The organism is Arthrobacter sp. Y3222053, from assembly GCF_059092805.1.
Genome location: NZ_JBNHIA010000002.1, coordinates 400,857 through 427,498, shown reverse-complemented (window position 1 = coordinate 427,498; position 26,642 = coordinate 400,857). Strand labels below are relative to the sequence as shown.

Genomic DNA, 26,642 nt, shown 5'->3' with positions numbered 1-26,642 from the left:
CAGGGCCCGCGGATACAGGAAATCCCGCTCCGATCCGGAGCGGGATTTCCTGTTTAAGCCTGCGGCGCAGCGCGGGGGACCGGGCAGCTCAGCCTTCCAGCTGGTGCTGCTCGAACAGCCGCTCAGGCAGCTTCGAGGCTGCGGCCTGGTCAATCAGCCAGCGGGTCCGGCTGCGGCCGGAGGGCCCGGCCGCCGGTACCTGCACGGGCCCGGCCCCGGCCAGCGCCAAGCCGACGGCACCGGCCTTGTCTTCTCCCGCCACGGCCAGCCACACCTCGTCGGCCGTGTTGATCGCCTCCATGGTGAGGGAGACCCGCTCCGGCGGCGGCTTGGGAGCGTTGTGCACCGCGACGGTGGTGGCACCGACGGTGCGGGCGCCGGCGGACTCGGGAAACAGAGAGGCCACGTGGGCGTCGGGACCGACGCCCAGCAGCAGCACATCGAACCGCGGCAGCCGCGGATCCACCTCATCGAAGCCCGGCGCAAGCTCCTCTTCGGCGGCCGCGTCGGACAGCGCCCGCGCGTAATCGAGCGCCGCGGCGTCGACGTCGGCGGCCTCACCTTCCGCCGGCACCGGGTGGACCCTGGCCGGGTCCACCGGAAGCAGGCCGAGCATGGCCTCCTGCGCCTGGCGGGCGTTGCGCTGCGGATCGTCGGCGGGAACGAAGCGTTCATCGCCCCACCAGAAGTTCACGCGCTGCCAGTCGACGGCGGTCCGGGCCGGCGAGGAGGCCACCGCCGCGAGGGTGGCGATGCCCAGCGACCCGCCGGTCAGGACCACGGTGGCCTCTCCTCGCCGGTTCTGGACATCGATGAGCTTGGTGATCAACCGCGCCGCGACGGCCGCGGCCAGCGCGTCGAAGTCCGGGTGGATGCTGACGCCCTTGGGGGAGTGCCTCACGGCGTGGCCCCTTCCCGGGACAGGCACTTCGCCAGCCCCTCGGTAAGTACTTCTCCGAAAACCTCGTCCGGGTCCAGCCGGCGCAGTTCCTCCGCCAGGCAGTCCCGCAGGCTGCGCCGCGGCAGGGCGATCCGCTGCCTCGGCTGGCCCGGCTGGTGCAGGAAGGCCATGGTGTCGCCGGGGCGGTGCAGTTCCACGCTGCCGTCGGCGTGGAGCAGCCGCACCCGGCGCAGGCCGGTGACCTCGGGGTCGGCGATGATCTCCGCGGGGACCTGCAGGGCATGCTCCAGCCAGGCGGCCATCAGGTAGGTGCTGGCCGAATCCGGGGCCCCTTCCACGACCGTGCCGGTGACCGGAGGCATGCCGGCCTGGTCCAGCACCGCCGCCAGCTGGCCACGCCAGCTGGTCAGGCGGGTCCAGCTGAGGTCGGTGTCCCCGGCCGTGTAGCTGTCGCTGAGGGACAGCAGGGCCTGTCGGGGGTCCGGCTCGTTGCCGGCGTCGGTGATGCGGCGGTGGGCGATCCGGCCCAGGGGCGTCAGCGACGGGTTGTCCGGGATGCCGTGCGGCCACCAGGCCACGATCGGCGCGTCCGGCAGCAGCAGGGCCGAGACCATGGACTCGCTCTCCCCGGCCAGGTCCCCCTGGCCGCTGAGCACGATCACCTCTGACGCACCGGCGTCGCCGCCGACCCGGATTTCGGCGTCCAGCCGGGTGGGTTCATCGGGGGAGCCCTCGGCCAGGACGATGATCCGGCAGGGATGCTCACGGCTGGCCTCGTTGGCGGCGGCGATCGCCTCCTCCACGAAGTCCGGCTTGCTGGACACCACCAGGGTCAGCACGCGGCCGAGGGTAACCACGCCGCCCTGCTCGCGCATGGCCACGATCTTCTTCGAGACCTTCGAGGTCGTCGTATCGGGCAGTTCGACAATCACGGCCTTCTCCAGGTCCTTCCGTCACGCGCCAGCAGGTCATGCGCCGACTTTGGGCCCCAGCTGCCCGGGGCGTAGGGCTCGGGCCTGGTGCCGAGCGAGGCCCAGTACTCCTCGAACGGGTCCAGGATCTTCCAGGACAGCTCCACCTCCTGGTGGCGCGGAAAGAGCGGGGGCTCACCGAGCAGGACGTCGAGGATCAGCCTCTCGTACGCCTCCGGGCTGGATTCTGTGAACGCATGTCCGTACCCGAAGTCCATCGACACGTCCCTGACCTCCATCTGAGTGCCGGGGACCTTCGACCCGAACCGGATGGTTGCGCCCTCATCCGGCTGCACCCGGATGACGACGGCGTTCTGTCCGAAGTCGTCTCCGCTGTGGTCCCGGAACAGCAGGTTGGGCGTGCGCTTGAAGACCACGGCGATCTCGGTCACGCGCCGCCCCAGCCGCTTGCCCGCCCGCAGGTAGAACGGGGCTCCGGCCCAGCGGCGGGTGTTGATGTCCAGGCGCAGCGCGGCGAAGGTCTCGGTGGTGGAATCGGGATTGAACCCTTCCTCCTCCAGGAAGCCGCTGACCTTCTCGCCGCCCTGCCAGCCTCCGGCGTACTGTCCCCGCGCCGAGTGGGTGGACAGGTCCTCGGGCAGCCGGACGGCGGCCAGCACCTTTTCCTTCTCGGCCCGAAGGTGCTCGGCGTCGAAGGAGATCGGCTCCTCCATCGCGGTGAGCGCCAGCAGCTGCAGCAGATGGTTCTGGATGACGTCGCGCGCCGCGCCGACGCCGTCGTAGTAGCCCGCGCGGCCGCCGATGCCGATGTCCTCGGCCATGGTGATCTGCACGTGGTCCACGTAGTTGGCGTTCCAGATCGGTTCGAACAGCTGGTTCGCGAAGCGCAGGGCCAGGATGTTCTGGACCGTCTCCTTGCCCAGGTAGTGGTCGATCCGGAAGACCGAATCCGCGGGGAAGACGGACTCGACCACGGCGTTCAGCTCCCGCGCCGAGCGCAGGTCGTGGCCGAAGGGCTTCTCGATCACGACCCGCCGCCACGCGTCGTCGTCGGACTGGGCCAGTCCGTGCTCGGAGAGCTGCTGGCAGACCTGTTCGAAGCTCTTCGGCGGCACCGACAGGTAGAACGCGTAGTTGCCGCAGGTGCCCCGGGTTTCGTCCAGGTCCTCGAGGGTGCGCCGCAGCTCTTCGAAGGCCGCGCCGTCGTCGAACCCGCCCTGGACGAAGCGGATGCCGTCGGCCAGCTGCTCCCAGACGCCCTCGTTGAACTCGGTGCGTGCGCCGTCCTCGACGGCGGCACGCACCTCCGCCACGAAGCGTTCATCGTCCCAGTCACGGCGGCCGAAACCGACCAGCGAGAAGCTGGGCGGCAGCAGGCCGCGGTTGGCGAGGTCGTAGACCGCCGGGATCAGCTTCTTGCGCGCCAGGTCTCCGGTCACGCCGAAGATCACCAGGGCCGAGGGCCCCGCGATCCGGCTCAGCCGCCGGTCGCGGGGGTCCCGCAGCGGGTTTGACCCGCCGCCTGTCGATGCCGCCATCTACTGCAAGCCGTCCCGTGACATGGCCCGCACGACGTTCTCCAGCTCGGAGGAGCCGTCGGCCCGGTTGATGAGGTTCAGGCGCAGCACCGGACGACCGTGGTCGGCCAGCACCTGGGCATCGCCGGCGGCCTGCGCCTGGATGAGCTCGCCGAAGGTGAACGGCCGGCCGGGAATGGCCTGGTCCTCGGCGGGCGCACCGGTGATCTGCAGGAACACTCCCTGCGCCGGGCCGCCTTTGTGGAACTGGCCGGTGGAGTGCAGGAAGCGCGGGCCCCAGCCGAAGGTCACCGGACGGCCGCACAGGCCGGCGAGCAGCGGGCGGACCGCTTCCAGCCCTGCCTGCTCCCCGCGGTCGAGGTAGGCCTGGATGCTGAGGTAGCCGTCCTCCGGCAGCGTGGCCAGCAGCGCCTGCAGGGCGCCGCGGAGCGTGGTGGTGCCGTTGAGCAGGCCGGCGTCGGCCCGGACCTCAACGGCGCCGTCCACGAAGGCGGGCAGCTCCGGCGCCGGCTGGGCGTCCAGCAGGCCGCGGGCAGCCTTCTTCGCGGCCTCGACGTCGGGCTGGTCGAACGGGTTGATGCCCAGCAGGCGGCCGGCCACCGCGGTGGCGAACTCCCAGAGCATCATCTGGCCGCCGAGGCTGCCCGCCACCTGGACGGCGTTGCCCGCCGGTGCGGCGTCGGCGTCCACGCGGACGAGCCGGACCGCCAGCACATCGGCGGCATCGGCGGACAGCTCGGGAGCACCCGGCTCCACCACCACGGGCAGCAGCCCGCGGCCAAGCTTGCCGGTGGACTCGGCGATGAGCTGTTCAGCCCAGTCGCCGAACCCGGGCAGGCCGGAGCCCTCATCAACGATGACGATCTTGTTGCGCAGCGGATCGGTGCCGCCCAGGGCTGCGCCGAGCTGCAGGCCGATGTTGTCCTCGGCGTCGTCGCGCAGCACCTCGCCGGCTTCCTCGGCGTCGTCCAGCAGCGCCTCGATGTCGGCGCCGGCGAGCCCGGCGGGAACCAGCCCGAAGGCGGTAAGGGCCGAGTAGCGGCCGCCGACGTTGGGGTCGGCGTTGAACACGGCCCGGTAACCGGCGGCGCGCGCGGCCTCGTCCAGCGGGGAACCGGGATCGGTCACCACCACGATGCGGGAGGCCGCATCGAGGCCGGCATCCGTGAAGGCCTGCTCAAAGACCCGGCGCTGCGAGTCGGTCTCCACCGTTGAGCCGGATTTGGAGGACACCACGATGACGGTCCCGGCGAGGTTGTCGGCCAGGGCCGCCCGGACGGCGTCGGGATCGGTGGAGTCCAGCACGGTCAGCGGCACCCCGGCGGTACGGGTGATGACCTCCGGCGCCAGGGACGAGCCGCCCATTCCGGCCAGGACCACCCGGGTGATCCCCTCGGCCGCCAGGGCGGCCCGCAGTTCGGCGATCTGCCCGAGCAGCGGCCGCGAGGCGGGGCCGGGATCCGTCCAGCCGAGGCGGATCGACGCCTCCGGCTCGGCGTCGGGGCCCCACAGGGTGGCGTCCGCGGACATCAGGCGCCCAGCGACCTGGTCGCGCACCAGCCCGGGTACGTGCGCCTCGACGGCGGCTGCCGCCGCTCCGGCGGCTTCGAACGACAGGGTGCCCATCGGGTGCTAGCCCTCCTTCGGCTCGGCGGCGGCGTCGAGGGCGCCCTGCACGGTTTCGAGCAGTTCGCCCCAGCTGACGACGAACTTGTCCAGGCCCTCGGTTTCCAGCAGCTCGACGACGTCCGAGTAGGACACGCCCGCCGTCTCGAGGCGGTCCAGCACGGCCGCGGACTCCTCGTAGGTACCGGTGATGGTGTCGCCGGTGACCTCGCCGTGGTCGAACACGGCCTCCAGCGTCTTCTCCGGCATGGTGTTGACGACGGACCCGGCGACCAGCCCGGTGACGTAGAGCGTGTCAGGCAGGTTCGGGTCCTTGACGCCGGTGGAGGCCCAGAGCGGCCGCTGGGCGTTGCCGCCGGCGGCTGCCAGCACCTGCCAGCGCTCGGTGTCGAACTGCTCCTCGAACACCTGGTAGGCGAGGCGGGCGTTCGCCAGGCCCGCCTGGCCCTTGAGCGCCTTGGCCTCGTCGGAGCCGATCGCATCGAGGCGGCGGTCCACCTCCGAGTCCACGCGGGAGACGAAGAACGAGGCGACGGAGTGGATGGTGCGCAGGTCGTGCCCGTTGTCGCGGGCCTGCTCCAGGCCGGTCATGAAGGCGTTGATGACCTCCCGGTAGCGCTCCAGGGAGAAGATCAGCGTCACGTTGACGCTGATGCCTTCGGCCAGGACCGCGGCGATGGCGGGCAGGCCTTCCTGCGTGGCGGGGATCTTGACCAGCACGTTGCTGCGGCCGATCTTCTGCGCCAGCTCCTTGGCCTCATTGACGGTGCCCTGGGTGTCGCGGGAGAGCCGCGGATCCACCTCGATGGATACGCGCCCGTCTTCGCCGCCGCTGGCCTCGAAGACCGGGGCGAAGATGTCGCAGGCCTGGATGACGTCGTCGGTGGTGATCTCGAAGACCGCCTTGTCGACGTCGGCGCCGCCGGCGGCGAGCTGCTGCACCTGCGGAGCGTAGGACTCGCCGTTGGCCAGCGCTGCGGCGAAGATGCTCGGGTTGGTGGTCACGCCCACCACGTTGCGCTCTTCGATCAGCTGCTTCAGGGACCCGGAGACAATGCGTTCCCGGGAAAGGTCATCGAGCCAGATGGACACGCCGGCTTCGGCGAGCCGGGCGGTGTTGGAAGTCATGGGACAGCTCCTTCTGATGGGCTTTACTGCTGGTCGCCGGTGCGGGTGGATTCGGCCCCGGTGGCCGCCTGGGTGGCGTCGGGGGCCGAGCTCCCGCCGCGGACGGCGTTGAGCGATTCGCGGGCGGCCGCGGCGACCGCCTCCGAAGTGATGCCGAACTCGCGGAACAGGGTGCGGTAGTCGGCGGACGCGCCGTAGTGCTCGAGGGAGATCGTCCGGCCGGCGTCGCCGACCAGTTCGCGCCAGCCCTGCGCGATGCCGGCCTCGACCGAAACGCGGGCCTTCACCCCGCCGGGCAGCACGGACTCGCGGTAGGCGTCGTCCTGGCGGTTGAACCATTCGATGCTGGGCATCGACACGACGCGGGCGGCGATGCCCTCGGCCATGAGCTCGGAGCGGGCCTCAACGGCCAGCTGCACCTCGGAGCCGGTGCCGATGAGGATGACGTCCGGGTTCACGACGGCGCCGTCGCGGACGGCCTCCGCGAGGACGTAGCCGCCTCGGGCGGTGCCGGCTGCGGAGCCGAAGGCGTCGGCCGTGGCGTCGCCTTCGCCGCGGGCGAAGGTGGGCACGTTCTGCCGGGTCAGCACGATGCCGGCCGGGTGCTCGGTGTTCTCCAGGATGGCCTGCCAGGCGGCGGCGACCTCGTTCGCGTCGGCCGGGCGGACGACGTCGAGCCCGGGGATGGCGCGCAGGGAGGCCAGCTGCTCGACCGGCTGGTGGGTCGGGCCGTCTTCACCGAGGCCGATGGAGTCGTGCGTCCACACGTAGATGGACGGCACTCCCATCAGGGCGCCGAGGCGGATCGCCGGACGCTGGTAGTCACTGAAGATCAGGAAGGTGCCGGCGAACGCGCGGGTGTTGCTGTGCATCGTGATGCCGTTGACGATGGCCGCGGCCGCGTGTTCGCGGATGCCGAAGTGGAGCACCCGCCCGTAGGGGTTGCCGGACCAGGCCGACGTCTGCTTGCCCGCGGGCACGAACGAGGGCGCGCCTTCGATCGTGGTGTTGTTCGACTCGGCGAGGTCGGCGGAGCCGCCCCACAGTTCCGGCAGGACCGGGCCGATGGCGTTGAGGACCTTCCCGGACGCAGCGCGGGTGGACATGTCCTTGCCGGCCTCGAAGGCGGGCAGCGCCTGCTCCCAGCCCTCAGGCAGGGTGCGGTTCTGCAGCCGTTCCAGGATGGCTGCGCCTTCCGGGTTGGCGTCGCGCCAGCGGGTGAAGCTCTCCTCCCAGGCGCGGCGGGCGCTGCGGCCCCGTTCCGCGACCTGGCGGGCGTGGTCGAGCACGGCCTCGTCCACCTCGAAGGTCTGCTCCGGGTCGAAGCCGAGCGCCTCCTTGAGTGCGGCCACTTCGCTGCCGCCGAGGGCGGAGCCGTGGATCTTGCCGGTGTTCTGCTTGTTCGGTGCCGGCCAGCCGATGATGGTGCGCAGGGAAATGATGGAGGGGCGGCTGGTCTCGGCCTGGGCCGCCTTCAGGGCGCGGTGCAGCTCTTCGACGTCCTCGACGTAGTTCCCGGTCCGGGTCCAGTCCACGCGCTGGGTGTGCCAGCCGTAGGCCTCGTAGCGCTTCAGGACGTCCTCGGTGAAGGCGATGTCGGTGTCGTCTTCAATGGAGATGTGGTTCTCGTCGTAGATGACGACGAGGTTGCCCAGCTCCTGGTGGCCGGCCAGCGAGGAGGCCTCGGCGGTGACGCCTTCCTGGAGGTCGCCGTCGGAGGCGATCACCCAGATGGTGTGGTCGAAGGGGCTGGTGCCGGCCGGTGCCTCCGGATCCAGCAGCCCGCGCAGCCGGCGCTGGGCGTAGGCGAAGCCCACGGAGGTGGCGAGGCCCTGGCCGAGCGGTCCGGTGGTGATCTCCACACCGTCGGTGTGGCGGTATTCGGGGTGTCCGGGGGTCTTGGAGCCCCAGGTGCGCAGGGCCTTCAGGTCCTCCAGCTCCAGGCCGTAGCCCGAGAGGAACAGCTGTGCGTAAAGGGTGAGCGAGGTGTGCCCGGGGGAGAGGACGAAGCGGTCACGCCCGAGCCACTGCGGGTCGGAGGGGTCGTGGCGCATGAGCTTCTGGAACAGCAGATAGGCCGCGGGGGCCAGGCTCATGGCGGTGCCGGGGTGGCCGTTGCCGACCTTTTCCACCGCATCGGCGGCGAGAACGCGGACGGTGTCCACGGCTTTTCGGTCCAGCTCGGTCCAGCTCAGTTCTTGCTCATCCATCTGCGGCACGTTGACCGGGCCCCTCTCTGTAGTGGCTTGCCGGCGACAGCGCCGGTTCCGGCAGCCGCGGATCAGCGGCGGCCGGGGTGCGGATCGCTACCCACTTTATCCCGCAGCGCACCGCCGTGGGCCAATTCCGCACCGCTAATGGAGCGCCGGTTACCCGATGCGAAGCCAAAGGAAGAGGCGGACCGGGCCCGGGCCGTGCACGGCTTCGATTTCTACAGGAGATAGAGGTTATGATTACTCCGGACTTTCCCATGCCCAGACAGGATCAAGTGATAGCTCCGTGACTACCCAGCACGCCCCCGCCGAAATTCCGGTGTACACCGGGAAGATGACGGCCGGCCGTAAGCTGCGGGCCTATGTGGCGCTGACCAAGCCGCGCGTCATCGAGCTCCTGCTGGTGACCACCCTTCCGACCATGATCTTCGCCCAGCGGGGGATGCCCCCGCTGATGCTGATCCTGGCGACGATGGTCGGCGGCGCCCTGGCCGCCGGCAGCGCCGGAGCGTTCAACTGCTACCTGGACCGGGACATGGACCGGCTGATGCGGCGCACCAAGAACCGCCCGCTGGTGACCGGGGAGGTCACTCCCCGCGAGGCGCTGGTCTTCGCCTGGGCGCTCGGCGCGGTGTCCATCGCCATCCTCTGGGCCGGAGCGAATCTCCTCACGGCCGCCCTCGGCCTGGGCGCGATCCTGCTCTACGTGGTCTTCTACACGCTGATCCTCAAGCGGCGCACCACCCAGAACATCGTCTGGGGCGGCATCGCCGGCTGCATGCCGGTGCTGATCGCCTGGGCCGCGGTTACCAACAGCGTCGAATGGCCCGCCGTCATCCTGTTCCTGATCATCTTCCTGTGGACGCCGCCGCATTACTGGCCGCTGTCCATGAAGTACGGCGAGGACTACCGCAACGCCAGCGTGCCGATGCTCGGCGCCGTGGCCGGCGCCAAGACGGTGTCCGTACAGGTCGTGCTCTACGCCTACGCGACCGTGGCCTGCTCCCTGCTGCTGGTTCCCGTCGGCGGAGCCGGCTGGGTCTACACCCTTGGCGCGCTGCTCAGCGGCATCTGGTTCATCGCCGAGTCGCACAAGCTGCATGCCCGCGCCCAGCGCGAAGAGGTGACGGACAAGTCCGCCATGAAGGTCTTCCACCTTTCGATCAGCTACCTCACGGTGCTGTTCCTGGCCCTGGCGGTCGATCCGTTCATCGGCCCGGCCGTCCTGGCCTGATCCGCTTCCGCCCTTCCGGGTCACTGCCCGCCGCGCCGATGGCGCGGGCCGGGTAAGCGGCAGCTTCTCAGGGCCCGTTCTCAAGCCCCTCGGCAATGGCACGCAGTGCCGCGATGTGCCGGGTGAGGGCACGCCGTCCGTCCGGCGTGAGGGACAGCCACGTCCGCGGCCGCTTTCCGATGTACCCCTTGCGGATGCGCAGATACCCGGCGGCTTCCAGCTGTCCTGCCTGCTTGGACAGCACGGAGTCCGAGACCTCGAGGATGTCGCGCAGATGTCCGAACTCCGACTCGTCCACCTGCGCCAGCGCCGCGGCGATGCTGAGCCGGACCGGAGCATGGATGACTTCATCAAGGCGGATGCGTGCACCGGTGCCGGGGTTTTCGCTCACCGTACGGGTCGCAGGATCATCAGAGCCGCCAGGATGCAGGGAGCCGCCGTCAGGGCCCAGGCCCCCGTCGCCAGCGCCGGTCCGATCTCCGACGCATTCAGCAGCACCCGGTTCAGCATGGGTGACACCACCCAGAGGCCCACCAGGAACGATGCGAGGTATCCGGCCCCGACCCACCTCCAGGCATGGCGGGGCACCGAGCGGGTCCGGCGCTGCACAAGCCAGATTCCGGCCAGGAAGAGCAGGAAGGTGAAGGCCGTCCAGGTCAGGAACATGCTGACCCCCAGGGTCGGCCTCGCCACCGCGTTGACGCCCATGACCAAGCCGAGCACGGCGGTGGCTGCAGCGTAGGTGCGCCGGTCCTGCGATCTGGCGGGAGTTCGGGAACCGGCTGCGGCCAGCTGGTTTCGCGCCTGGTTCGGGGTCGGGGGCGGATCGGTGAATGCCATCGGTGCTCCTGGGAAGGTGGGAACGGCGGGATCCGGGGGCCCGGACGCCGGGTTTCCACTGAAGCAACCACTTTCCACAACGGCAAGTAGTTTCCGGGAAACGTACCGGCATCGCCTGTTGCGTCAGCTGCCGTTGAAGAAGCTGCGTTAAATGGCAGGAGGGCCGTCCCCTCGGGGGCCGGCCCTCCTGCCAAAGTACTCCGCAGCAGCGGTCCGGGCGGCTACCGGGCGGCTGTCGCCTTCCCGGCTTCCGCCCCGGCCCGGTCCGGGATCCGGCGCGCGACCCCGGTGAACACCAGATGCGCGGCGGCGGCGGTCAGCAGCGACGCCCCCAGCATGTGCAGCGCCACCAGGACGATCGGCAGCGCGAGGAAGTGCTGCACGTAGCCGATGACGGCCTGCAGCAGAGTCACGGCCGTCATCAGCACCAGCGCACGGCGCAGGCGGGCGTCCGCCGGCCGCCGCCAGGCGAGGTACAGGGCCACCGCGATCGCGAAGACCAAGAGGTAGACGGGAACCACGTGGATGCGCGTCCACAGGTCGGGGTCCAGCCCGTTCCGGGCCGCGCCGTGGTCGCCCGCGTGCGGGCCGGAGCCGGTGACGATGACGCCGAGCACCACGGTGATCGCCGACAGGACGCCGATGGCCCAGAGCAGCGGACGCATGGCGGACGGGGCCAGCGGCCCGTCCTGTGCCGCCAGCTGCGCTTCGCCGAGCCGGGCGCGGTTGACCATCACCGTGGCGGCCACGATCAGGATCATCGACACGATGAAGTGCAGGCCCACCACCCACGGGTTCAGCCCGGTCCACACCGTAATGCCTCCGATGAAGGCCTGGGCCGGGATGCCGGCCAGCAGGCCGATGGACAGCCACCAGAGGTCCCGGCGCGCGTGCCGGAGCTTCCAGACGGAGGCCACGGTGCCGAAGGCGATGGCGGTCAGCACGAAGGTCAGGAGGCGGTTGCCGAACTCGATGATGCCGTGGACGCCCATCTCGGGGGTGGCGACCAGCGAGTCCGCGGTGCACAGCGGCCACTCCGGGCAGCCCAGCCCGGAGGCGGTCAGGCGGACCGCGCCGCCGGTGACGACGATGCCGATGTTGGCCACCAGCGACGCGACAGCCATGGCGATGACGAGCCGGCCGGCGACGGCGGGGCGGGCGGCTGGGCCGGTCAGGGTTTGGGACACGGGAACTAACTCCATTTGAACCAGCGGACGGCAGCCAGGCCGCCCAGGATTGCCCACGCCAGCAGGATCAGCGTGGCGGACAGGTTGAACTGCGCCTCGACCAGGGCGCTGCGCAGCGCATCGCCCAGCGCCGCCGAGGGCAGCAGCTCCACCAGGGGAGTCCAGGCGGAGGTCATATTGGTGGTCGGAATCAGGATCCCGCCGACGGCCGCGAGCAGGATCCACAGCAGGTTGGTGATCGCCAGCGTAGCCTCCGGCCGGGCCGTACCGGCGACCAGCAGCCCGAGGGCGGTGAAGGCGAACGCACCGAGCAGCAGCAGCGCAAGGCCGGGCAGCAGGCCGGCCGGTTCCGGCCGCCAGCCCAGGAACAGGGCCAGGCCGGTGATCACCGCGACCTGGATCATCAGGACCGCGACGACGGCGATGGCTTTCCCGGCGATCAGGCCGCCGCGCCCCAGCGGGGTGGTGGAGAGGTAGCGCAGGACGCCGTAGCGGCGGTCAAATCCGGTGGCGATGCCCTGGCCGGTAAACGCGGTGGACATGGCGCACAGGGCGAGCACGCCCGGGACGGCCATGTCGATGCGGGACGCGCCGTAGCCGTCCAGCAGCGGGGTCACGGTGAGCCCGATCAGCGCAAGGATGGGCAGGACGACGGCGAGGATCAGCTGCTCGCCGTTGCGCAGCATGGTGATGGCCTCGTAGCGGCCCTGCTGCAGGATCCTGGTGGCAAGGGGAGCCGGCGCGCTCATCGGATGTCCCTTCCAGACAGTTCGAGGAAGACGTCCTCAAGGGTGCGGGAAGCCAGGTGCACCGAATGGGGCATGATGCCCCGGCGTTCCCACCAGGCGGTGAGCCGGGCCAGGTCGGCGGGGAGGATGCCGCCGGCAACGGTGTAGTGGCCGGCGGCCGTCTCGCCGCACTCGAGATGCGGGAGGCCGGCGTCGGCCAGGTCCAGCCCGGGCTCGGCGGTGAAGGTCAGGACCCGGCTGCGCGCGGTTTCGTCGCTGGCGGCCGTGAGTTCGGCCACTGTTCCGCGGGCCACGGTCCGGCCGTCGTCGATGATGTACACGTAGTCGGCCAGTCGCTGCGCGTCGTCGAGCAGGTGGGTGGTGAGGATGATGCCCAGGCCCTCGTCGCGCAGTTCCTGGATCAGCTCGAAGACGATCTGACGGGACTGCGGGTCCAGCCCGGCGCTGGGCTCGTCCAGGAAGAGGACCTCCGGGTTGCCCACCAGCGCGCAGGCCAGCGCCAGCCGCTGCTTCTGCCCGCCGGAGAGCCGGCGGATGCCCGTGGAGGCGAAGCTGCCGATGCCCAGCCGCTTGACCAGCTCCTCAACGGGCCGGGGGGAGAGGTACATCCGTGAGAGGTGCTTCAGCAGGGCGACGGGACGGGCCGACGGCGGGAGGCCCCCGTCCTGCAGCATGACTCCCACGCGGGCCCGCAGGTCGGCGCCGGCGTTCCAGGGATCCTCGCCCAGCAGGCGCACGGTGCCGCCGTCGGCCGGCATGAGGCCCTGCGCACAGGCCAGCGTGGTGGTCTTACCGGCTCCGTTGGTACCCAGAAGGGCGGTTACCTGGCCGGGTCGGGCGGCGAAGTCGACGTCGGCGATGACACGTATCATCTTCCCGTCGAGCCCGTTCACGGGGCCCAGGTCTTTGACCAGGCCCTCGATGGTCAGGCAGTAATCAGCAGTGGACACCCGGATATTCTACGTTATGTAGTACCCGGTTCCGGGTGGCCGCAAACCGCGCCCAAACAGGTGGGAAGCCTGACCTTAGTAGATCGCCGGAACAGATTAGGTCATGATTGTGTTGTGTATTCCGTGAGCAAAACCGGCCAGAAGAAGGCGGTGAACAAGACCGTGACCGCCCGCGAATCAGAGCAGCGCACCCGAGACCGCGTCCTGGGTGCCGTACTGGAGCACGGCCCGGTCAGCGCCGCGGAACTCGGTGAACTGCTGGGCTTCACGCCCGCTGCGGTCCGCCGCCACCTGGACGCGCTGTCCGGGACGGGGCTGATCCAGGTCAAGCGCGTAGGCGGCACCTCCTCGGGTGCTGGCCGGCCCGCGCGCCGATACGTGCTGAGCCCCCAGGGCCAGGCGTATCTGGGCAACGACTACCTGGACATCGCGGTTGAAGCGCTCCGACAGCTGGGGGATGCCCTGGGCCCGGAAGCGGTGGCGCGTTTCGCCGCCGACCGCTTCGAGGCCCTGGAGGAGAAGTACCGCCCGGCGGTGGAGGCCGCCGGCCCGGCAGTCGAGGACCGCGCGGAGGCGCTGGCCGCTGAACTGACCAAGGACGGCTTCGTGGGATCCACCACGATGATCGGCACGGCCCGCACTCCCAGCACCCTGCTGAGCGTGCAGCTGTGCCAGGGGCACTGCCCCATCCAGGCGCTGGCCAGTTCCTACCCCGTGTTCTGCGACAAGGAGACGGAGGTGTTCTCCCGCCTGCTGGGAGTCGACGTCCGCCGCCTGTCCACGCTCTCCCGCGGCGGACACGTCTGCACCACCCACATTCCCGTCGGCCGTACCCGCACGGCGCCCCCCGCGCCGGCACCGGCCGAAGCGATAACAGCCTCATCCACTCATCAGCAAGAAAGGCCGTGATGACGGATCAAGTAACCCGAAAGTCAGCGGTGCCGGAGTCGGTGCCCCAGACAGTGATTTCGGACATCCTCGAAAGGAACCCCGAACTTGAGGGGATCGGCACCTACGAGTACGGCTGGGCCGACTCCGACGTCGCCGGCTCCTCCGCCCGCCGCGGGCTCAGCGAGGACGTTGTCCGGGACATCTCGGCCAAGAAGAGCGAGCCGGAATGGATGCTCGACCTGCGCCTGAAGGGCCTGAAGTACTTCGACCGCAAGCCCATGCCGACCTGGGGTGCAGACCTCTCCGGCATCGACTTCGACAACATCAAGTACTTCGTGCGCTCCACCGAGAAGCAGGCCGCTTCCTGGGAGGAACTGCCCGAGGACATCCGCAACACCTACGAGAAGCTGGGCATCCCGGAGGCTGAGCGGAACCGCCTCGTCGCCGGCGTCGCCGCCCAGTACGAGTCTGAGGTCGTCTACCACCAGATCCGCGAGGACCTGGAGGCGCAGGGTGTCATCTTCCTGGACACCGACACCGCGCTGAAGGAACACGAGGACATCTTCCGCGAGTACTTCGGCACCGTGATCCCGGTCGGCGACAACAAGTTCGGCTCGCTGAACACCGCCGTGTGGTCCGGCGGCTCCTTCGTGTACGTCCCCAAGGGCGTCCACGTGGAGATCCCGCTGCAGGCCTACTTCCGCATCAATACGGAAAACATGGGCCAGTTCGAGCGCACGCTGATCATCGCCGACGAGGACTCCTACGTCCACTACATCGAAGGCTGCACCGCGCCGATCTACACCTCGGACTCGCTGCACTCCGCCGTCGTCGAGATCGTCGTGAAGAAGAATGCCCGCGTCCGCTACACGACCATCCAGAACTGGTCCAACAACGTCTACAACCTGGTGACCAAGCGCGCCGTGGTCGAGGCCGGCGGCACCATGGAATGGATCGACGGCAACATCGGCTCCAAGGTCACCATGAAGTACCCGGCCGTCTACCTGGTCGGCGAGGAGGCCCGGGGCGAGACCCTGTCCATCGCCTTCGCCGGCGAGGGCCAGCACCAGGACACCGGCTCGAAGATGGTGCACATTGCGCCGAACACCAAGAGCTCGATCATCTCCAAGTCCGTCGCCCGCGGCGGCGGCCGCGCCGCATACCGCGGCCTGGTCCAGGTCCGCGAAGGCGCCAAGCACTCGGCCAACACCGTGCGCTGCGACGCCCTGCTGGTGGACAACATCTCCCGCTCCGACACGTACCCGTACGTCGACATCCGCGAGGATGACGTCACCATGGGCCACGAGGCCACGGTCTCGCGTGTCAGCGAGGAGCAGCTGTTCTACCTGATGTCCCGCGGCATGCCCGAGGACGAGGCCATGGCCATGATCGTGCGCGGCTTCATCGAGCCGATCGCCCGCGAGCTGCCGATGGAATACGCCCTTGAACTGAACCGCCTTATCGAACTCCAGATGGAAGGAGCCGTCGGTTAATGTCGAAGCTTAACGACGTCGTGGAAACGGTGACCGAGAAGGTCGCCAATGCAGTGGAAGACGTCAAGGCACGGATCGGAGCCGACGGACAGGACCGCCGCGTCCTCATTGACGGATTCACCGAGGAAGGCGAGGACCTCTCGCCGCTGAATGAAACCCGGCAGGTCCTGGGCGGCGACAGCGCCAAGGCGCACAGCCACGGCGGCGGCGAGGGGCTGGCCGACAGCTCCCGCGCCGGCCGGATGACGTCCTTCAACCGGGCGGACTTCGGCAAGCTGACCGGCCGCGAGGAGGACTGGCGGTTCACTCCGCTCAAGCGCCTGCGCGGCCTGCACACCAAGGCCCTCGACGGCGCCGCGCCCGAGCTGGCCGTCGTCGCTCCCGACGGTGTGCTGGTGGAGCATGTGGGACGCGACGACGCCCGCATCGGTTCCGCCGGCATCCCCGAGGACCTGGTCGCAGCCGCAGCGTGGGAGGCCTTCACCGAGGCGACCGTCATCACCATCCCCGAAGGCGTATCGGCCGACGGCGGCGTCACCCTCACGGTGACCGGCGCCGGCACCGACCCGGCCGCCCAGCACCTGGTGATCGACGCCCGCGCCAACTCGCGCGCCGTCGTGGTCCTGGACCACAACGGCACCGGCGTGCTCTCGCAGAACGTCGAGGTCGTCGTCGGCGACAACGCCGAGCTGACCGTCGTGTCCGTCCAGGACTGGGCCGACGACGCCGTGCACGCCTCGGCGCAGTACGCCGTGGTGGGCCGCGACGCGCGGTTCAAGCACGTGGCCGTCAGCCTGGGCGGCGACCTGGTCCGCATCACCCCGTCCGCGCGTTTCACCGCCCCCGGCGGCGAGGTGGAGCTCTACGGCCTCTACTACGCCGACGCCGGCCAGCACCTGGAGCAGCGCCTGTTCGTGGACCACGCAGTCCCCAACTGCAAGTCCAACGTGCTGTACAAGGGCGCCCTGCAGGGCAAGGACGCGCACACCGTCTGGGTGGGTGACGTGCTGATCCGCAAGGAAGCCGAAGGAACCGACACCTACGAGGTGAACCGGAACCTGCTGCTCACCGACGGCTGCCGCGCCGACTCCGTGCCGAACCTGGAGATCGAGACCGGCCTGATCGAGGGCGCCGGCCATGCCAGCGCCACCGGCCGGTTCGACGACGAGCACCTGTTCTACCTGATGGCCCGCGGCATCCCGGAGGAAGCCGCCCGCCGCCTGGTGGTCCGTGGCTTCCTCAACGAGATCATCCAGCAGATCAAGGTGCCGGCCCTCGAGGAGCGCCTCACCGAGGCCGTCGAGCGCGAACTCGCCGCTTCCGAGAACTGATCAGCGTACGCAGAACCCCTCCGCGCAGGGTGCGGGACCTCCCGGTCCCGCACCCTGGTCCGCGGAACCCCACAGCTTAGAGACGCATCCGCCAGAGGGTGCAAAGGAGAAAGCAGACCGCATGTCTACTCTTGAGATCAAGGACCTCCACGTCAGCATCGAGACCGAACAGGGCTCGAAGCAGATCCTGAAGGGCGTGACCCTGACGATCAACACCGGCGAAACCCACGCCATCATGGGCCCGAACGGCTCCGGCAAGTCCACGCTCGCCGCCACCATCGCCGGCCACCCCCGCTACACCGTCGACAGCGGCTCCATCACCCTGGACGGCGAAGACGTCCTGGAGATGAGCGTCGACGAGCGTGCCCGCGCAGGCCTCTTCCTGGCCATGCAGTACCCGGTCGAGGTGCCCGGCGTGACCATGACCAACTTCCTGCGCACCGCCAAGACCGCCCTCGACGGCGAGGCCCCCTCGCTGCGCACCTGGACCAAGGACGTCAAGGCCGCCATGAGCGACCTGCGCATCGACGCCGACTTCGCCGCCCGCAACGTCAACGAGGGCTTCTCCGGCGGTGAGAAGAAGCGCGTGGAGATCCTGCAGCTGGAACTCTTCCACCCGAAGTTCGCCATCCTCGACGAGACCGACTCCGGCCTTGACGTCGACGCGCTGAAGGTCGTCTCCGAGGGCGTGAACCGCGAGCACGCCAAGGGCGGAATGGGCACCCTGCTCATCACCCACTACACGCGCATCCTGCGCTACATCAAGCCGGACTTCGTGCACGTCTTCGTGGACGGCCGGATTGCCGAGCAGGGCGGCCCCGAGCTGGCCGACCGCCTCGAAGAAGAAGGCTACGACCGTTTCGTGGGCGTCGGAGCCTGATCCGCACCGTCCCGATTACTTAAGGAGCAGATGATGAGCGAAACCGCTGACGCGCGCACATCGCTGGAGGACGTCGAGGAAGCCCTCAAGGACGTCATCGACCCCGAGCTGGGGGTGAACGTCGTCGACCTCGGTCTGCTCTACGGGCTGAAGTACGCCGACGACGGCGCCCTGCTCATCGACATGACCCTCACCACGGCCGCATGCCCGCTCACCGACGTGATCGAGGAGCAGACCGGCCAGGCCCTGGACGGCGTCGTGGATGAGTGGCGGCTGAACTGGGTGTGGATGCCGCCGTGGGGTCCGGAGAAGATCACCGACGACGGCCGCGACCAGATGCGGGCCCTGGGCTTCAACATCTGATCCGCGGGCGCTTCGCCTGCCGCATCACTGAGTGCAAAGGGCCGCTTCCCCAAGAGGGGGAGCGGCCCTTTTGCGCGTCCGGGCGCGGCCGGCGGGGCCGTCCTCGTACCAACCCTCCCGGCAACCCTTCAGCGAAGTCCAGCAGGGCGACCCTCGTTGAAAATCTGAATGCGTCTGACCGCATAAATTATGGTGATACCAAATACAGTTCGTGTCGCAAGCAATACCGCCCAGATGAACTCCGGCGTAGCCCTGTCCAAGAGGCTGAGGATCAGAATGCTCGGGATTGTGAATGCTCCACTGATGGATAACAGTGCCTTCATTGCGAAATCCGGCTTATACATGATCTTCAGTGATGCAAAAAGGAAACCAGTAATTGGTTCCATCAGCAGCTGCAGTGCAAGGAGGCATACAAGCGTCATGCTGATTTGCGAAGGGAGGAGGGAGAGAAGTTTCAGGATGATTAGGGCTGCAGCCCCCAACGCCATCAATGCGGCAACGAAGAGAACCATCGGCCCGATAGCGTGAATCCTGTTTCGTCCCGCGGTCATGGCGAGGCGTCCCCCAACCATTCCCAGTTGCTTCAAGGGCAGAACCAGGGATCGCATCAGCGCGACTGCCGTCAACACTGCAGCCCCAGCGCCAACGTCGGTCCGGGTCGCGACCAGCCCCGCCGTCAGGAAGACAAGCATCAGGAGCAACCCATCGGCTGTTGCTTTCGAGACAGCGGGCAGTTTTTGGAAGGTAATCCGTTTTGCAGACCAGAAGGTCCTGCAGGATTGTTTCCAAAGACCACCTAATTCCGTGCCCCAGACCACCCGCACCGCTTTCGATCTGCTCACGAGGGCAACGACATCAATTACGGCGTTAGTGATTGCAATGTACGCAAGCGCCAAGGACGCATCGTCAGGAACAAAGATGGTGATGGCAACTGCGGAGCCAACCGCGACGGCGGCCGACACCGAATTTATCTGGAACACTCGCGAATCTGCATTCCTTGCCTGAAGCAGTCCCGCTTGCCACGATGAGAATACCGCAGCCAAGAGGCTGATAATCGATATATACCAATAAGCGGTGAACTGTGCGACATCGATACCTGCACTCATCAGTGGGATGAGCACTCCGCCCAATATCGCAACAAGGAAAACCAGTGCGGCTCCAGCAAAAGCAATCGAACCAGATTCCTGTGCCACATCGGAAACAGTCCGTGCGGGCGTCAGTGTCTTGAACTTGAAGACGGTAGTAATTGATAGGCCGACTACCGCGACGAGTGTTATTGCCAGAAACTGCGCGGACAAGCCAAGAGTAGCTGCCGCCCCGTTTCCGTAGGCGTCTCCTACGAGCAGTAAAAGGATTGATGCCCTGGCCCCAGGTATGAATGAAGCAGCTGCGGCCAAGGATCCGAGCTTGAGGAACTCCTTCACACTGCTGGCCTGCTGGGTATTGAGGTCCCGGTCGGTTGTTCAGATGCAAGCCAGTGGATCCATGTCGCGGTATCCTGACTCATCATCTTTCCTTTTTATAAGGGGCTGGGCTGCCTTCAACCGGCAGCCCAGCCCGATTAACTGACCGTATGAGAAACCTTGAGTTACCTGCCTGCTCCAACTTCGCCGGTCGACGATCCGATACTAAGTCGTGGATGAGCTATGGGCCAGAGCGACGGGGCCAGATCCAGCTCGAAGGGGCACCCACCTTCATTCGGATGGGATGGGGTAGTAAAGCCTTCGAGGTCATCAGTTTCGAAATGGACCTTGGTTCCGGCCGTAGGCGCTGTTCCTTCGGTTGTGCGCTGCAGGCCGCCAATTCCCGACTCGCCACTCCTGATGAGCGCTGAACCCTCGAATGCGGGGGCGAACGTCCAACCTGAATTTCATGGGCTTGATCCTGGTCCCCTTCCACGTCATCGGCGTGGCGCAAGCGGTCGTAGTCATCACGACGCTGCTGGCAATAGGTGGTGTGCAGCCTCAGAAGCCTGCTCTCCTAGCAGGCGTGTTCCTGCTGGCTCCCCCGTTGTCGCCATAGCTTTGGGTGTCGCCCTCGGCGCGCTGGCACCGGACGCTGACCGCGCGCAATGGACGGTGTTCCCGATTCTCATCGCTGCGGCTGGAGGGTCGAGCTATGTCATCAGCCCAGCGATAACCGCTCAGTGGCGGCAGCTAATGCTCCTCTCACCCTTATCCGGACGCCCGCTCCCTCAGTCCTGCCGTTCGCCCAAGCCGCGGGCGGCCAGGGCATCGCCGGTGCGCCGCGCGTAGGCGACGGTGCCGACGACGGCGGGCACCAGCAGCGCCCGCGCGCTGCGGCCCAGTCCCCGCGCCGCTGCCGCCTGCCGGGCGTCCCGCAGCGCGGCCGACAGCCACGGCAGGCTGCGCAGCATCAGGCCGACGGCAAGGGCAAACCGTTCCGGATCGGCGCCGAACCGCCGCAGCGGACGCAGCAGCGCGGCCAGCCCGTCCAGCAGCACCGGTACCGGCGTGGTCGAGACCAGCAGCTGGGCGGCGCCCACGCAGGCAAGAATCCCGACCGGCACCGCCACCGCTGCCTCCCAGCCGGAGGTAAAGAACTGGAACACGCCGAGCAGGACCAGCACCGGCAGCGTCTGCAGCGTGGTGCGCACCAGCTCCCGAAGATGCCCGGACACTGCGAATCCGGCGCACACCAGCAGCAGGGCCATCACGGCGGCCGGGGGAGTGTGGAGCGCCAGCACCCAGGCGGTCAGCGCCGCGACGGCCAGTGCCTTGACCGCCAGCGGCAGCGTCGGCCTGCGCATCAGCGCACGGCCCCTGCCTGGGCGGACCGGGCCCGGTACTCGGCGATGGCGGGTCCGGGTGCGCCGTCGAACACGATCCGCCCCTCCTCGACCACCAGGATCCGGTCCGCATCCCCGGCAAAGTCGAGGTCATGGGTGGTCCAGAGCACCTGCTGGGGGAGTGCGGCCAACAGTGAGCGGAGGCGCGCGGTGTTGCGCAGGTCCAGCAGCGTGGACGGCTCGTCGGCCAGGAGGATCGCCGGTTCGACGGCGAGCACCCCGGCCAGCGCCATGAGCTGGCGTTCCCCGCCGGAGAGGTCGTAGATGCTCTGGTCCGCCAGCGGCAGCAGGCCCAGCCGGTCGAGCCGGTCCTCCACGGCCGCGGCCCGCGCCCTGCGGTCCGGGACACTGCGGCGCAGGGAGAGGTCGACGTCGTCCCGGCCGGTGGACAGCACCAGCTGGGACAGCGGGTCGGTGAAGACAAACCCGACCGCACGCCGCACGGCGGCGGTGGACTCGGCGACGTCGAGCCCCCGCACGCGGACAGTGCCCGACGTCGGGCGCACCAGTCCGTTGATCAGCTTGAGCAGGGTGGATTTGCCGGAGCCGTTGGCACCGATCACGGCGATGCGCTGTTCGCTGAGGACCAGGTTCACGTCCTGCAGGAGGTGCCGGGGACCGCCGTCGAGCCCGGGAACGCTCACGCCGACCGAGTCGAAGACGATGCTCCCGGCTGCAGACGATGTTCCGGGCACCGGGCCCGGCACGGGCCGGTCGCCCGAAACAGGGCCGCCCGCCGGTTCTGGGGTGGTGCCCGCGGCACCGTCTCCCGGGACAGCCGCGCGGCGGCGGAACAGGCTCATTCGGCGCCGGTCCCCATCCGGGGGAACGCCCGGAAGACGGCGGCGGTGAGCAGTCCGGCGACCACGCACTTGATGACGTCGCCGGGGACGAACAGCAGATCCGCCAGCAGGGCGGCCTCGAAGCTGAGCCGGCCGTTGATCATCATGCCCGCGATGCCCAGCGGGTGGATGACCAGGAAGGAGGCGGCGGCGGCCGCCGCGAGAAGGAGCACGGTCCGCAGTCCGGCCCGGCGTCCGGCCGGCTGCCCTGCGCCCTGCCGCCAGGCCAGGCGGGAGAGCGCCCCGGCAGCCGCCGCGCCCGGCAGGAAGCCGAACAGGAACCCCGCAGACGGCATGGCCAACACCCCAAGTCCGCCGCGGAAGCCGCTGAAGACCGGCAGGCCGGCAAGGCCCACGAGCAGGTACAGTCCCACCGCCGCTGCGGCACGGGCCGGGCCCAGGATGAGGCCGGCCAGCAGCACGCCGAGGGTCTGCAGCGAGATCGGCACGCCCAGGGCGCCGACGGGAATGCCCGGCAGCACCGACAGCGCCGCGATCAGGGCGGCGAAGACCGCCGTCAGGGCGAGGTCCGCACCGCGGTTCCGGGACCGCCGCTGCGTGCCCTGTGCGAGCGGGCCGCCGCGGGAACCTGCGGCGGCACGGGACGCGGTGTGCCCGCCGGATGTGTCGAGGGGAGAATCGGAAAAACGGGTCACGGTGCCTCCGGTGCGAAGTGCGGCGCCAGCCGCCGCACTTTCGACCCTAGTGGCGGGTTGCCACCCTGCCATTGGAGGTTTTCTACAAACCGGCGCGCAGGGCTAGACTGGATAGCTGCCCCTCCCCGCCCCCGAAAGGTTCTCCCTGGTGATATCCGTATCCGGACTCGAATTGCGTGCCGGCGCCCGTCTGCTGATGGACGAAGTCACGTTCCGGGTGGACAAGGGGGACAAGATCGGGCTGGTGGGCCGCAACGGCGCCGGCAAGACCACCCTGACGAAGGTCCTGGCCGGTGAGGCGCTGCCCGCGGCGGGCACCATTACCCGCAGCGGGCTGATCGGCTACCTGCCGCAGGATCCGCGCACCCCTGACATGGACCAGCTGGCCCGGGACCGGATCCTCTCCGTGCGCGGCCTGGACACCGTGGTGCGCAACCTGCGCAAGAGCCAGGACGAAATGGCCAGCGACGATCCCGCCGTCGCCCGCAAGGCGATGAACCGCTACGACCGGCTGGAGGCGGAATTCCTCGCCGGAGGCGGCTATGCCGCCGAGGCGGAGGCCGCCGCCATCTGCTCCAACCTCGCGCTGCCCGACCGGCTGCTGAACCAGCCCCTGAAGACCCTCTCCGGCGGCCAGCGGCGCCGTGTGGAGCTGGCACGCATCCTCTACTCCGGCGCCGACACGATGCTCCTCGACGAGCCGACCAACCACCTTGACGCCGACTCGATCGCATGGCTGCGCGAGTTCCTGAAGAACCACTCCGGCGGACTGATCGTCATCAGCCACGACACCGAGCTGCTGGAGGCCACCGTGAACAAGGTCTTCAGCCTCGACGCGAACCGCGCCACCATCGACATCTACAACCTGGACTGGAAGCGGTACAAGGTCCAGCGGGAGACTGACGAGCGCGCGCGGAAGCGTGAACGGGCGAACGCCGAGAAGAAGGCCCAGGTCCTGATCGACCAGGCGAACAAGATGCGCGCCAAGGCCACCAAGGCCGTGGCTGCCCAGAACATGCTCAAGCGGGCCGAGCGGCTGCTGGGCGGGCTTGAGGCCGAACGAACCTCGGACAAGGTCGCCGCGCTGCGGTTCCCGGAGCCGGCGCCGTGCGGACGCACGCCGCTGACGGCCGAGGGCTTGAGCAAGAGCTATGGGTCGCTGGAGATCTTCACCGACGTGGACCTGGCGATCGACCGTGGCTCGCGCGTGGTGATCCTGGGCCTGAACGGCGCGGGCAAGACCACCCTGCTGCGCATGCTCGCCGGCGTGGACAAGCCAGACACCGGCCAGGTCGTGGCCGGGCACGGCCTGAAGATCGGCTACTACGCCCAGGAGCACGAGACCCTGGACACCGAGCGCACGATCCTGGAGAACATGCGCAGCGCCGCCCCGGACATGGCCGACGCCGAGGTCCGCGGCATCCTCGGTTCGTTCCTCTTCTCCGGTGACGACGTCAACAAGCCGGCCGGCGTGCTCTCCGGCGGCGAGAAGACCCGCCTCGCGCTGGCCACCATCGTGGCCTCCTCGGCCAACGTGCTGCTGCTCGACGAACCGACCAACAACCTGGACCCGGCCAGCCGCGCCGAGATCCTCGGTGCCCTGAGCAACTACAAGGGCGCCGTGGTGATGGTCAGCCACGACGAAGGCGCCGTCGAGGCGCTCAACCCCGAGCGTGTGGTCCTGCTGCCCGACGGCGTCGAGGACCTGTGGAACTCCGATTACCTGGAGCTCGTCACCCTCGCCTGAGCACGGCCCGGCATCCGCTTACTCGAAGCGGGACGGATCTCCTGCGCCGCGCCTGAGGACCTGGGGCCTGCCGCTGGAGAAGTCGACGACGGTCGTGAGGTCCGGCGGGCAGAACCCGGCGTCAAGGACGGCGTCCAGCTGGTGGTCCAGGCGCTCCTTGATGTCCCAGCCTTCGGTCAGGGGATCCTCCTCGCCGGGCAGCAGCAGGGTGCTGGAGATCATCGGTTCGCCCAGTTCCTCCAGCAGCGCGCCTACCACCTTGCTGTCCGGGATGCGCACGCCCACCGTCTTCTTCTTGGGCTGCGACAGCCAGCGCGGCACTTCCTTCACCGCCGGCAGGATAAAGGTGTAGCTGCCGGGGGTGGAGGCCTTGATGGCGCGGAAAACGTCGTTGTCCATCGTGACGAACCGGCCCAGCTGCGCAAAGTCCCTGCACATCAGCGTGAAGTGGTGCTTGTCGTCCAAATGACGGATGGAGCGGATCCGGTCCAGGGCGTCCTTGTTGTTGAGCTGGGCGCCCAGGGCGTAGCAGGAATCCGTCGGGTAGGCGATCAGGCCGCCGGAGCGAAGGATGGCGGCAACCTGGTCGACGGCGCGCCGCGGCGGGTTATCCGGATGGATGTCAAAGTATCGTGCCATCTCCCGAGGCTACCGCTGATCCGACAGCTGCTGCGGCGGTAAGGCCGCCGGGAACGGCATGTCCGGCCTTACCGTGCGTCAAGATCCTCCTGCGCGTCGAGGATGGCGTCCTCTTCCTCCTCCTGGGTGGGCCGGCGTCGGGCACGCTGCGGCTTGGGGCGGGCGCGTGGAACAGCCGAGTGCATCCCGTCCTCGTCGTCGTCGCGGTCCAGGCCGGCCGCGGCCCAGCGACGGTTCTGTGCCTCCTGGTACGCGGCGTAGCCCAGGCCCACGAACAGCAGCAGCCCGAAGGCGAACCACTGCAGCGCGTACGAAAGGTGGGTGCCCTCGCTGCGTTCAGGCACGGCCAGCGGCTGGGGAACCTCCGCCGCCGAGGGGCTCTCGGCAGCCATCACGCCGTACGAGCCGGTCGCGAGCGGATAGTCGAGTTCGGCCGCATAGGCGGCCAGGTCGATGGAGGCCAGCTGCCCGGCCGGGGCGCCGCGCTCGACGGCGGGCTCCGACGGCCGGATGCGGGCCGTCACCTCGACCTCGCCCTCCGGCGGAGCCGGTACGGAGTCCGGATGGCCGGCCTCGTCATTGCCGATCGGCAGCCAGCCCCGGTTCACGGCCACCGCCGTGCCGTCGGACAACCGCAGGGGCACCAGCACTTCGTAGCCGGGCCGGCCGTTCAGCGGGCGGTTGCGTACCACGCGCTGTTCGGCGGCGTCGTAGGTCCCGGTCAGCGTCACCGGCAGCCACTCGGTCGCCGGGTCATAGCCGGTGAACAGCGCCGGGTCGTAGGCCCGCGGATCGGCGTCGTAGTTCTCTTCGACGACGCCGATGTCGGCGCGCACCGCCTCGCGGCGGTCCAGCTGCCACATTCCCAGCGCGCTGCAGACCGCGGCCAGCAGGCAGACCAGCAGGAACCAGCCGAGCCATTTGCCCGACAACAGGAACCGGTACATCTACCTGCTGCCCTCCACGTCGGCCGGCCCGTCGCCGGCGCCCAGGGGGAGGGTCTCCCGCCAGAGGGTCCGCTCGCGCAGATACTCCTCCAGCCACCCGCGGTGGTCCGCGCAGGCCAGCCAGGTCTTGCGGCGGTCCGGGGTGTGGATGCGCGGGTTGTTCCACAGCAGGCGCCACGCGGCGTCGGCGCGGCAGCCGCGCCGGGAGCACACGGCCGCCCCCTCATCGGGGCCGGGGCCGGCAGGACCGGAGAGCGAGTCGAGGAGGTTCATGGAGCGTCCGTCAGGCCTTGTCGTTGTCGTCGTTGCGCTGGTCATCAATGATCTCACCGTGCAGCACGGTGGTTTCGGGCCGCTCGTCCGCCGGCTGCGGGGGAGCGGGCGAGCCCAGGGCCTGCATCGGCGGGGCGTCGATCATGGCGCCCGTGTCCATGTTCCGCGTGTCGCTTCCCCCGTTGGCGATCACCACGGCGAACCAGGGGAGCACGACGGCGCCCACCACCACTACCCAGGTCATCCAGCCCTGGACGAAAAAGAGCAGGAAGAGGCACACCATACGGATGCTCATCGACACCGTGTACTTGATCATGCGGGAGCGCATCTCGTCCGAGTGCGCCGCCCTGGCTCCGGTGATCCGGGGGATCCCCCCGGCGTCGCCGGAATCGCTGGATTGCCTGTTCATCACCCTCCAAACACGTTCGACCATTCTCTCACTGCCCGGTGCGTTGCAGAACCCGGTTTCGGCG

General features: G+C 68.9%; 26 protein-coding genes. 7 read left to right on the top strand and 19 right to left on the bottom strand.

Features of this window, described 5'->3' with window-relative positions; translation table 11 throughout:
- Nucleotides 1-88: 88 nt before the first annotated feature.
- Genes pgl through tkt form a run of 6 tightly spaced genes read right to left on the bottom strand, consistent with a single transcriptional unit; the run spans nt 89 to nt 8,335 of the window.
- Nucleotides 89-901, bottom strand: coding sequence for a 6-phosphogluconolactonase (gene pgl, locus AC5RUW_RS06235; RefSeq protein ID WP_494159882.1), 813 nt, complete (start codon nt 899-901; stop codon nt 89-91).
- Nucleotides 898-1,833, bottom strand: coding sequence for a glucose-6-phosphate dehydrogenase assembly protein OpcA (locus AC5RUW_RS06230; RefSeq protein WP_494159881.1), 936 nt, complete (start codon nt 1,831-1,833; stop codon nt 898-900). Before AC5RUW_RS06230 ends, pgl begins: the two co-directional genes overlap by 4 nt.
- Nucleotides 1,830-3,371: a glucose-6-phosphate dehydrogenase gene (zwf, locus tag AC5RUW_RS06225; RefSeq protein WP_494159880.1), complete on the bottom strand. Its 1,542-nt coding sequence runs from the start codon at nt 3,369-3,371 to the stop codon at nt 1,830-1,832. The genes AC5RUW_RS06230 and zwf overlap by 4 nt, the downstream gene beginning before the upstream one ends.
- Nucleotides 3,372-4,997, bottom strand: coding sequence for a phosphoglucose isomerase-related protein (locus AC5RUW_RS06220; protein WP_494159879.1), 1,626 nt, complete (start codon nt 4,995-4,997; stop codon nt 3,372-3,374).
- Nucleotides 4,998-5,003: 6 nt separating this feature from the next.
- Nucleotides 5,004-6,125 (bottom strand): transaldolase, encoded by a 1,122-nt coding sequence (gene tal / locus AC5RUW_RS06215; protein WP_494159878.1) that lies wholly within the window; start codon nt 6,123-6,125, stop codon nt 5,004-5,006.
- A 23-nt stretch (nt 6,126-6,148) separates the two neighbouring features.
- Complete coding sequence (gene tkt, locus AC5RUW_RS06210; RefSeq protein ID WP_494159877.1) at nt 6,149-8,335, bottom strand: transketolase; 2,187 nt, start codon at nt 8,333-8,335, stop codon at nt 6,149-6,151.
- Between the two features lie 337 nt (nt 8,336-8,672).
- On the opposite strand from tkt, the gene AC5RUW_RS06205 reads away from it, so the two are divergent.
- Entirely contained in the window at nt 8,673-9,572 is a 900-nt protein-coding gene (locus AC5RUW_RS06205) for a heme o synthase (RefSeq protein WP_494160203.1), read from the top strand.
- Between the two features lie 67 nt (nt 9,573-9,639).
- Here AC5RUW_RS06205 and AC5RUW_RS06200 read toward each other — a convergent pair whose 3' ends face one another.
- The 5 genes from AC5RUW_RS06200 to AC5RUW_RS06180 form a co-directional block, all read right to left on the bottom strand.
- On the bottom strand, nt 9,640-9,963 hold the full coding sequence (locus tag AC5RUW_RS06200; RefSeq protein WP_494159876.1) for a winged helix-turn-helix domain-containing protein: 324 nt from the start codon (nt 9,961-9,963) through the stop codon (nt 9,640-9,642).
- Nucleotides 9,960-10,412: a hypothetical protein gene (locus AC5RUW_RS06195; protein ID WP_494159875.1), complete on the bottom strand. Its 453-nt coding sequence runs from the start codon at nt 10,410-10,412 to the stop codon at nt 9,960-9,962. The genes AC5RUW_RS06200 and AC5RUW_RS06195 overlap by 4 nt, the downstream gene beginning before the upstream one ends.
- Nucleotides 10,413-10,633: 221 nt before the next feature.
- A complete protein-coding gene (locus AC5RUW_RS06190) occupies nt 10,634-11,536 on the bottom strand; it encodes a COX15/CtaA family protein (RefSeq protein ID WP_494160202.1) in 903 nt (300 codons plus the stop codon).
- A 68-nt stretch (nt 11,537-11,604) separates the two neighbouring features.
- Nucleotides 11,605-12,348, bottom strand: coding sequence for an ABC transporter permease (locus AC5RUW_RS06185; RefSeq protein ID WP_494159874.1), 744 nt, complete (start codon nt 12,346-12,348; stop codon nt 11,605-11,607).
- Nucleotides 12,345-13,220, bottom strand: coding sequence for an ABC transporter ATP-binding protein (locus tag AC5RUW_RS06180; RefSeq protein WP_494160201.1), 876 nt, complete (start codon nt 13,218-13,220; stop codon nt 12,345-12,347). The genes AC5RUW_RS06185 and AC5RUW_RS06180 overlap by 4 nt, the downstream gene beginning before the upstream one ends.
- A gap of 192 nt (nt 13,221-13,412) precedes the next feature.
- On the opposite strand from AC5RUW_RS06180, the gene AC5RUW_RS06175 reads away from it, so the two are divergent.
- The 5 genes from AC5RUW_RS06175 to AC5RUW_RS06155 all read left to right on the top strand — a co-directional run bounded on the left by AC5RUW_RS06175 (nt 13,413) and on the right by AC5RUW_RS06155 (nt 18,256).
- Nucleotides 13,413-14,207: a helix-turn-helix transcriptional regulator gene (locus AC5RUW_RS06175; RefSeq protein ID WP_494006973.1), complete on the top strand. Its 795-nt coding sequence runs from the start codon at nt 13,413-13,415 to the stop codon at nt 14,205-14,207.
- A complete protein-coding gene (gene sufB, locus AC5RUW_RS06170; protein ID WP_494006974.1) occupies nt 14,207-15,682 on the top strand; it encodes a Fe-S cluster assembly protein SufB in 1,476 nt (491 codons plus the stop codon). The genes AC5RUW_RS06175 and sufB overlap by 1 nt, the downstream gene beginning before the upstream one ends.
- Entirely contained in the window at nt 15,682-17,013 is a 1,332-nt protein-coding gene (sufD, locus tag AC5RUW_RS06165; RefSeq protein WP_494006975.1) for a Fe-S cluster assembly protein SufD, read from the top strand. Before sufB ends, sufD begins: the two co-directional genes overlap by 1 nt.
- A 121-nt stretch (nt 17,014-17,134) precedes the next feature.
- Entirely contained in the window at nt 17,135-17,893 is a 759-nt protein-coding gene (gene sufC, locus AC5RUW_RS06160; RefSeq protein ID WP_494006976.1) for a Fe-S cluster assembly ATPase SufC, read from the top strand.
- 33 nt (nt 17,894-17,926) lie between these two features.
- Entirely contained in the window at nt 17,927-18,256 is a 330-nt protein-coding gene (locus tag AC5RUW_RS06155) for a metal-sulfur cluster assembly factor (RefSeq protein WP_494006977.1), read from the top strand.
- Between the two features lie 128 nt (nt 18,257-18,384).
- On the opposite strand, the gene AC5RUW_RS06150 is transcribed toward AC5RUW_RS06155, so the two are convergent.
- From AC5RUW_RS06150 to AC5RUW_RS06135, 4 genes are all read right to left on the bottom strand, one after another.
- Nucleotides 18,385-19,680 (bottom strand): hypothetical protein, encoded by a 1,296-nt coding sequence (locus AC5RUW_RS06150; RefSeq protein ID WP_494159873.1) that lies wholly within the window; start codon nt 19,678-19,680, stop codon nt 18,385-18,387.
- A gap of 770 nt (nt 19,681-20,450) precedes the next feature.
- Entirely contained in the window at nt 20,451-21,026 is a 576-nt protein-coding gene (locus tag AC5RUW_RS06145) for a CbiQ family ECF transporter T component (RefSeq protein WP_494159872.1), read from the bottom strand.
- Nucleotides 21,026-21,709, bottom strand: coding sequence for an energy-coupling factor ABC transporter ATP-binding protein (locus tag AC5RUW_RS06140; RefSeq protein ID WP_494159871.1), 684 nt, complete (start codon nt 21,707-21,709; stop codon nt 21,026-21,028). Before AC5RUW_RS06140 ends, AC5RUW_RS06145 begins: the two co-directional genes overlap by 1 nt.
- Nucleotides 21,710-21,864: 155 nt before the next feature.
- A complete protein-coding gene (locus tag AC5RUW_RS06135) occupies nt 21,865-22,563 on the bottom strand; it encodes a biotin transporter BioY (RefSeq protein ID WP_494159870.1) in 699 nt (232 codons plus the stop codon).
- A gap of 148 nt (nt 22,564-22,711) precedes the next feature.
- Here AC5RUW_RS06135 and AC5RUW_RS06130 point away from each other — a divergent pair, with 148 nt between their 5' ends.
- Complete coding sequence (locus AC5RUW_RS06130) at nt 22,712-24,310, top strand: ABC-F family ATP-binding cassette domain-containing protein (RefSeq protein ID WP_494159869.1); 1,599 nt, start codon at nt 22,712-22,714, stop codon at nt 24,308-24,310.
- A gap of 18 nt (nt 24,311-24,328) precedes the next feature.
- Here the strand turns inward: AC5RUW_RS06130 and AC5RUW_RS06125 are convergent, their stop codons facing one another.
- From AC5RUW_RS06125 to AC5RUW_RS06110, 4 genes are all read right to left on the bottom strand, one after another.
- Nucleotides 24,329-24,949, bottom strand: a complete 621-nt coding sequence (locus AC5RUW_RS06125) for an L-threonylcarbamoyladenylate synthase (RefSeq protein ID WP_494159868.1) — start codon at nt 24,947-24,949, stop codon at nt 24,329-24,331.
- Between the two features lie 68 nt (nt 24,950-25,017).
- On the bottom strand, nt 25,018-25,896 hold the full coding sequence (locus AC5RUW_RS06120; RefSeq protein WP_494159867.1) for an SURF1 family cytochrome oxidase biogenesis protein: 879 nt from the start codon (nt 25,894-25,896) through the stop codon (nt 25,018-25,020).
- A complete protein-coding gene (locus AC5RUW_RS06115) occupies nt 25,897-26,169 on the bottom strand; it encodes a hypothetical protein (RefSeq protein ID WP_494159866.1) in 273 nt (90 codons plus the stop codon).
- A 10-nt stretch (nt 26,170-26,179) separates the two neighbouring features.
- Entirely contained in the window at nt 26,180-26,578 is a 399-nt protein-coding gene (locus AC5RUW_RS06110; protein ID WP_494159865.1) for a DUF3099 domain-containing protein, read from the bottom strand.
- Between the last annotated feature and the right edge of the window lie 64 nt (nt 26,579-26,642).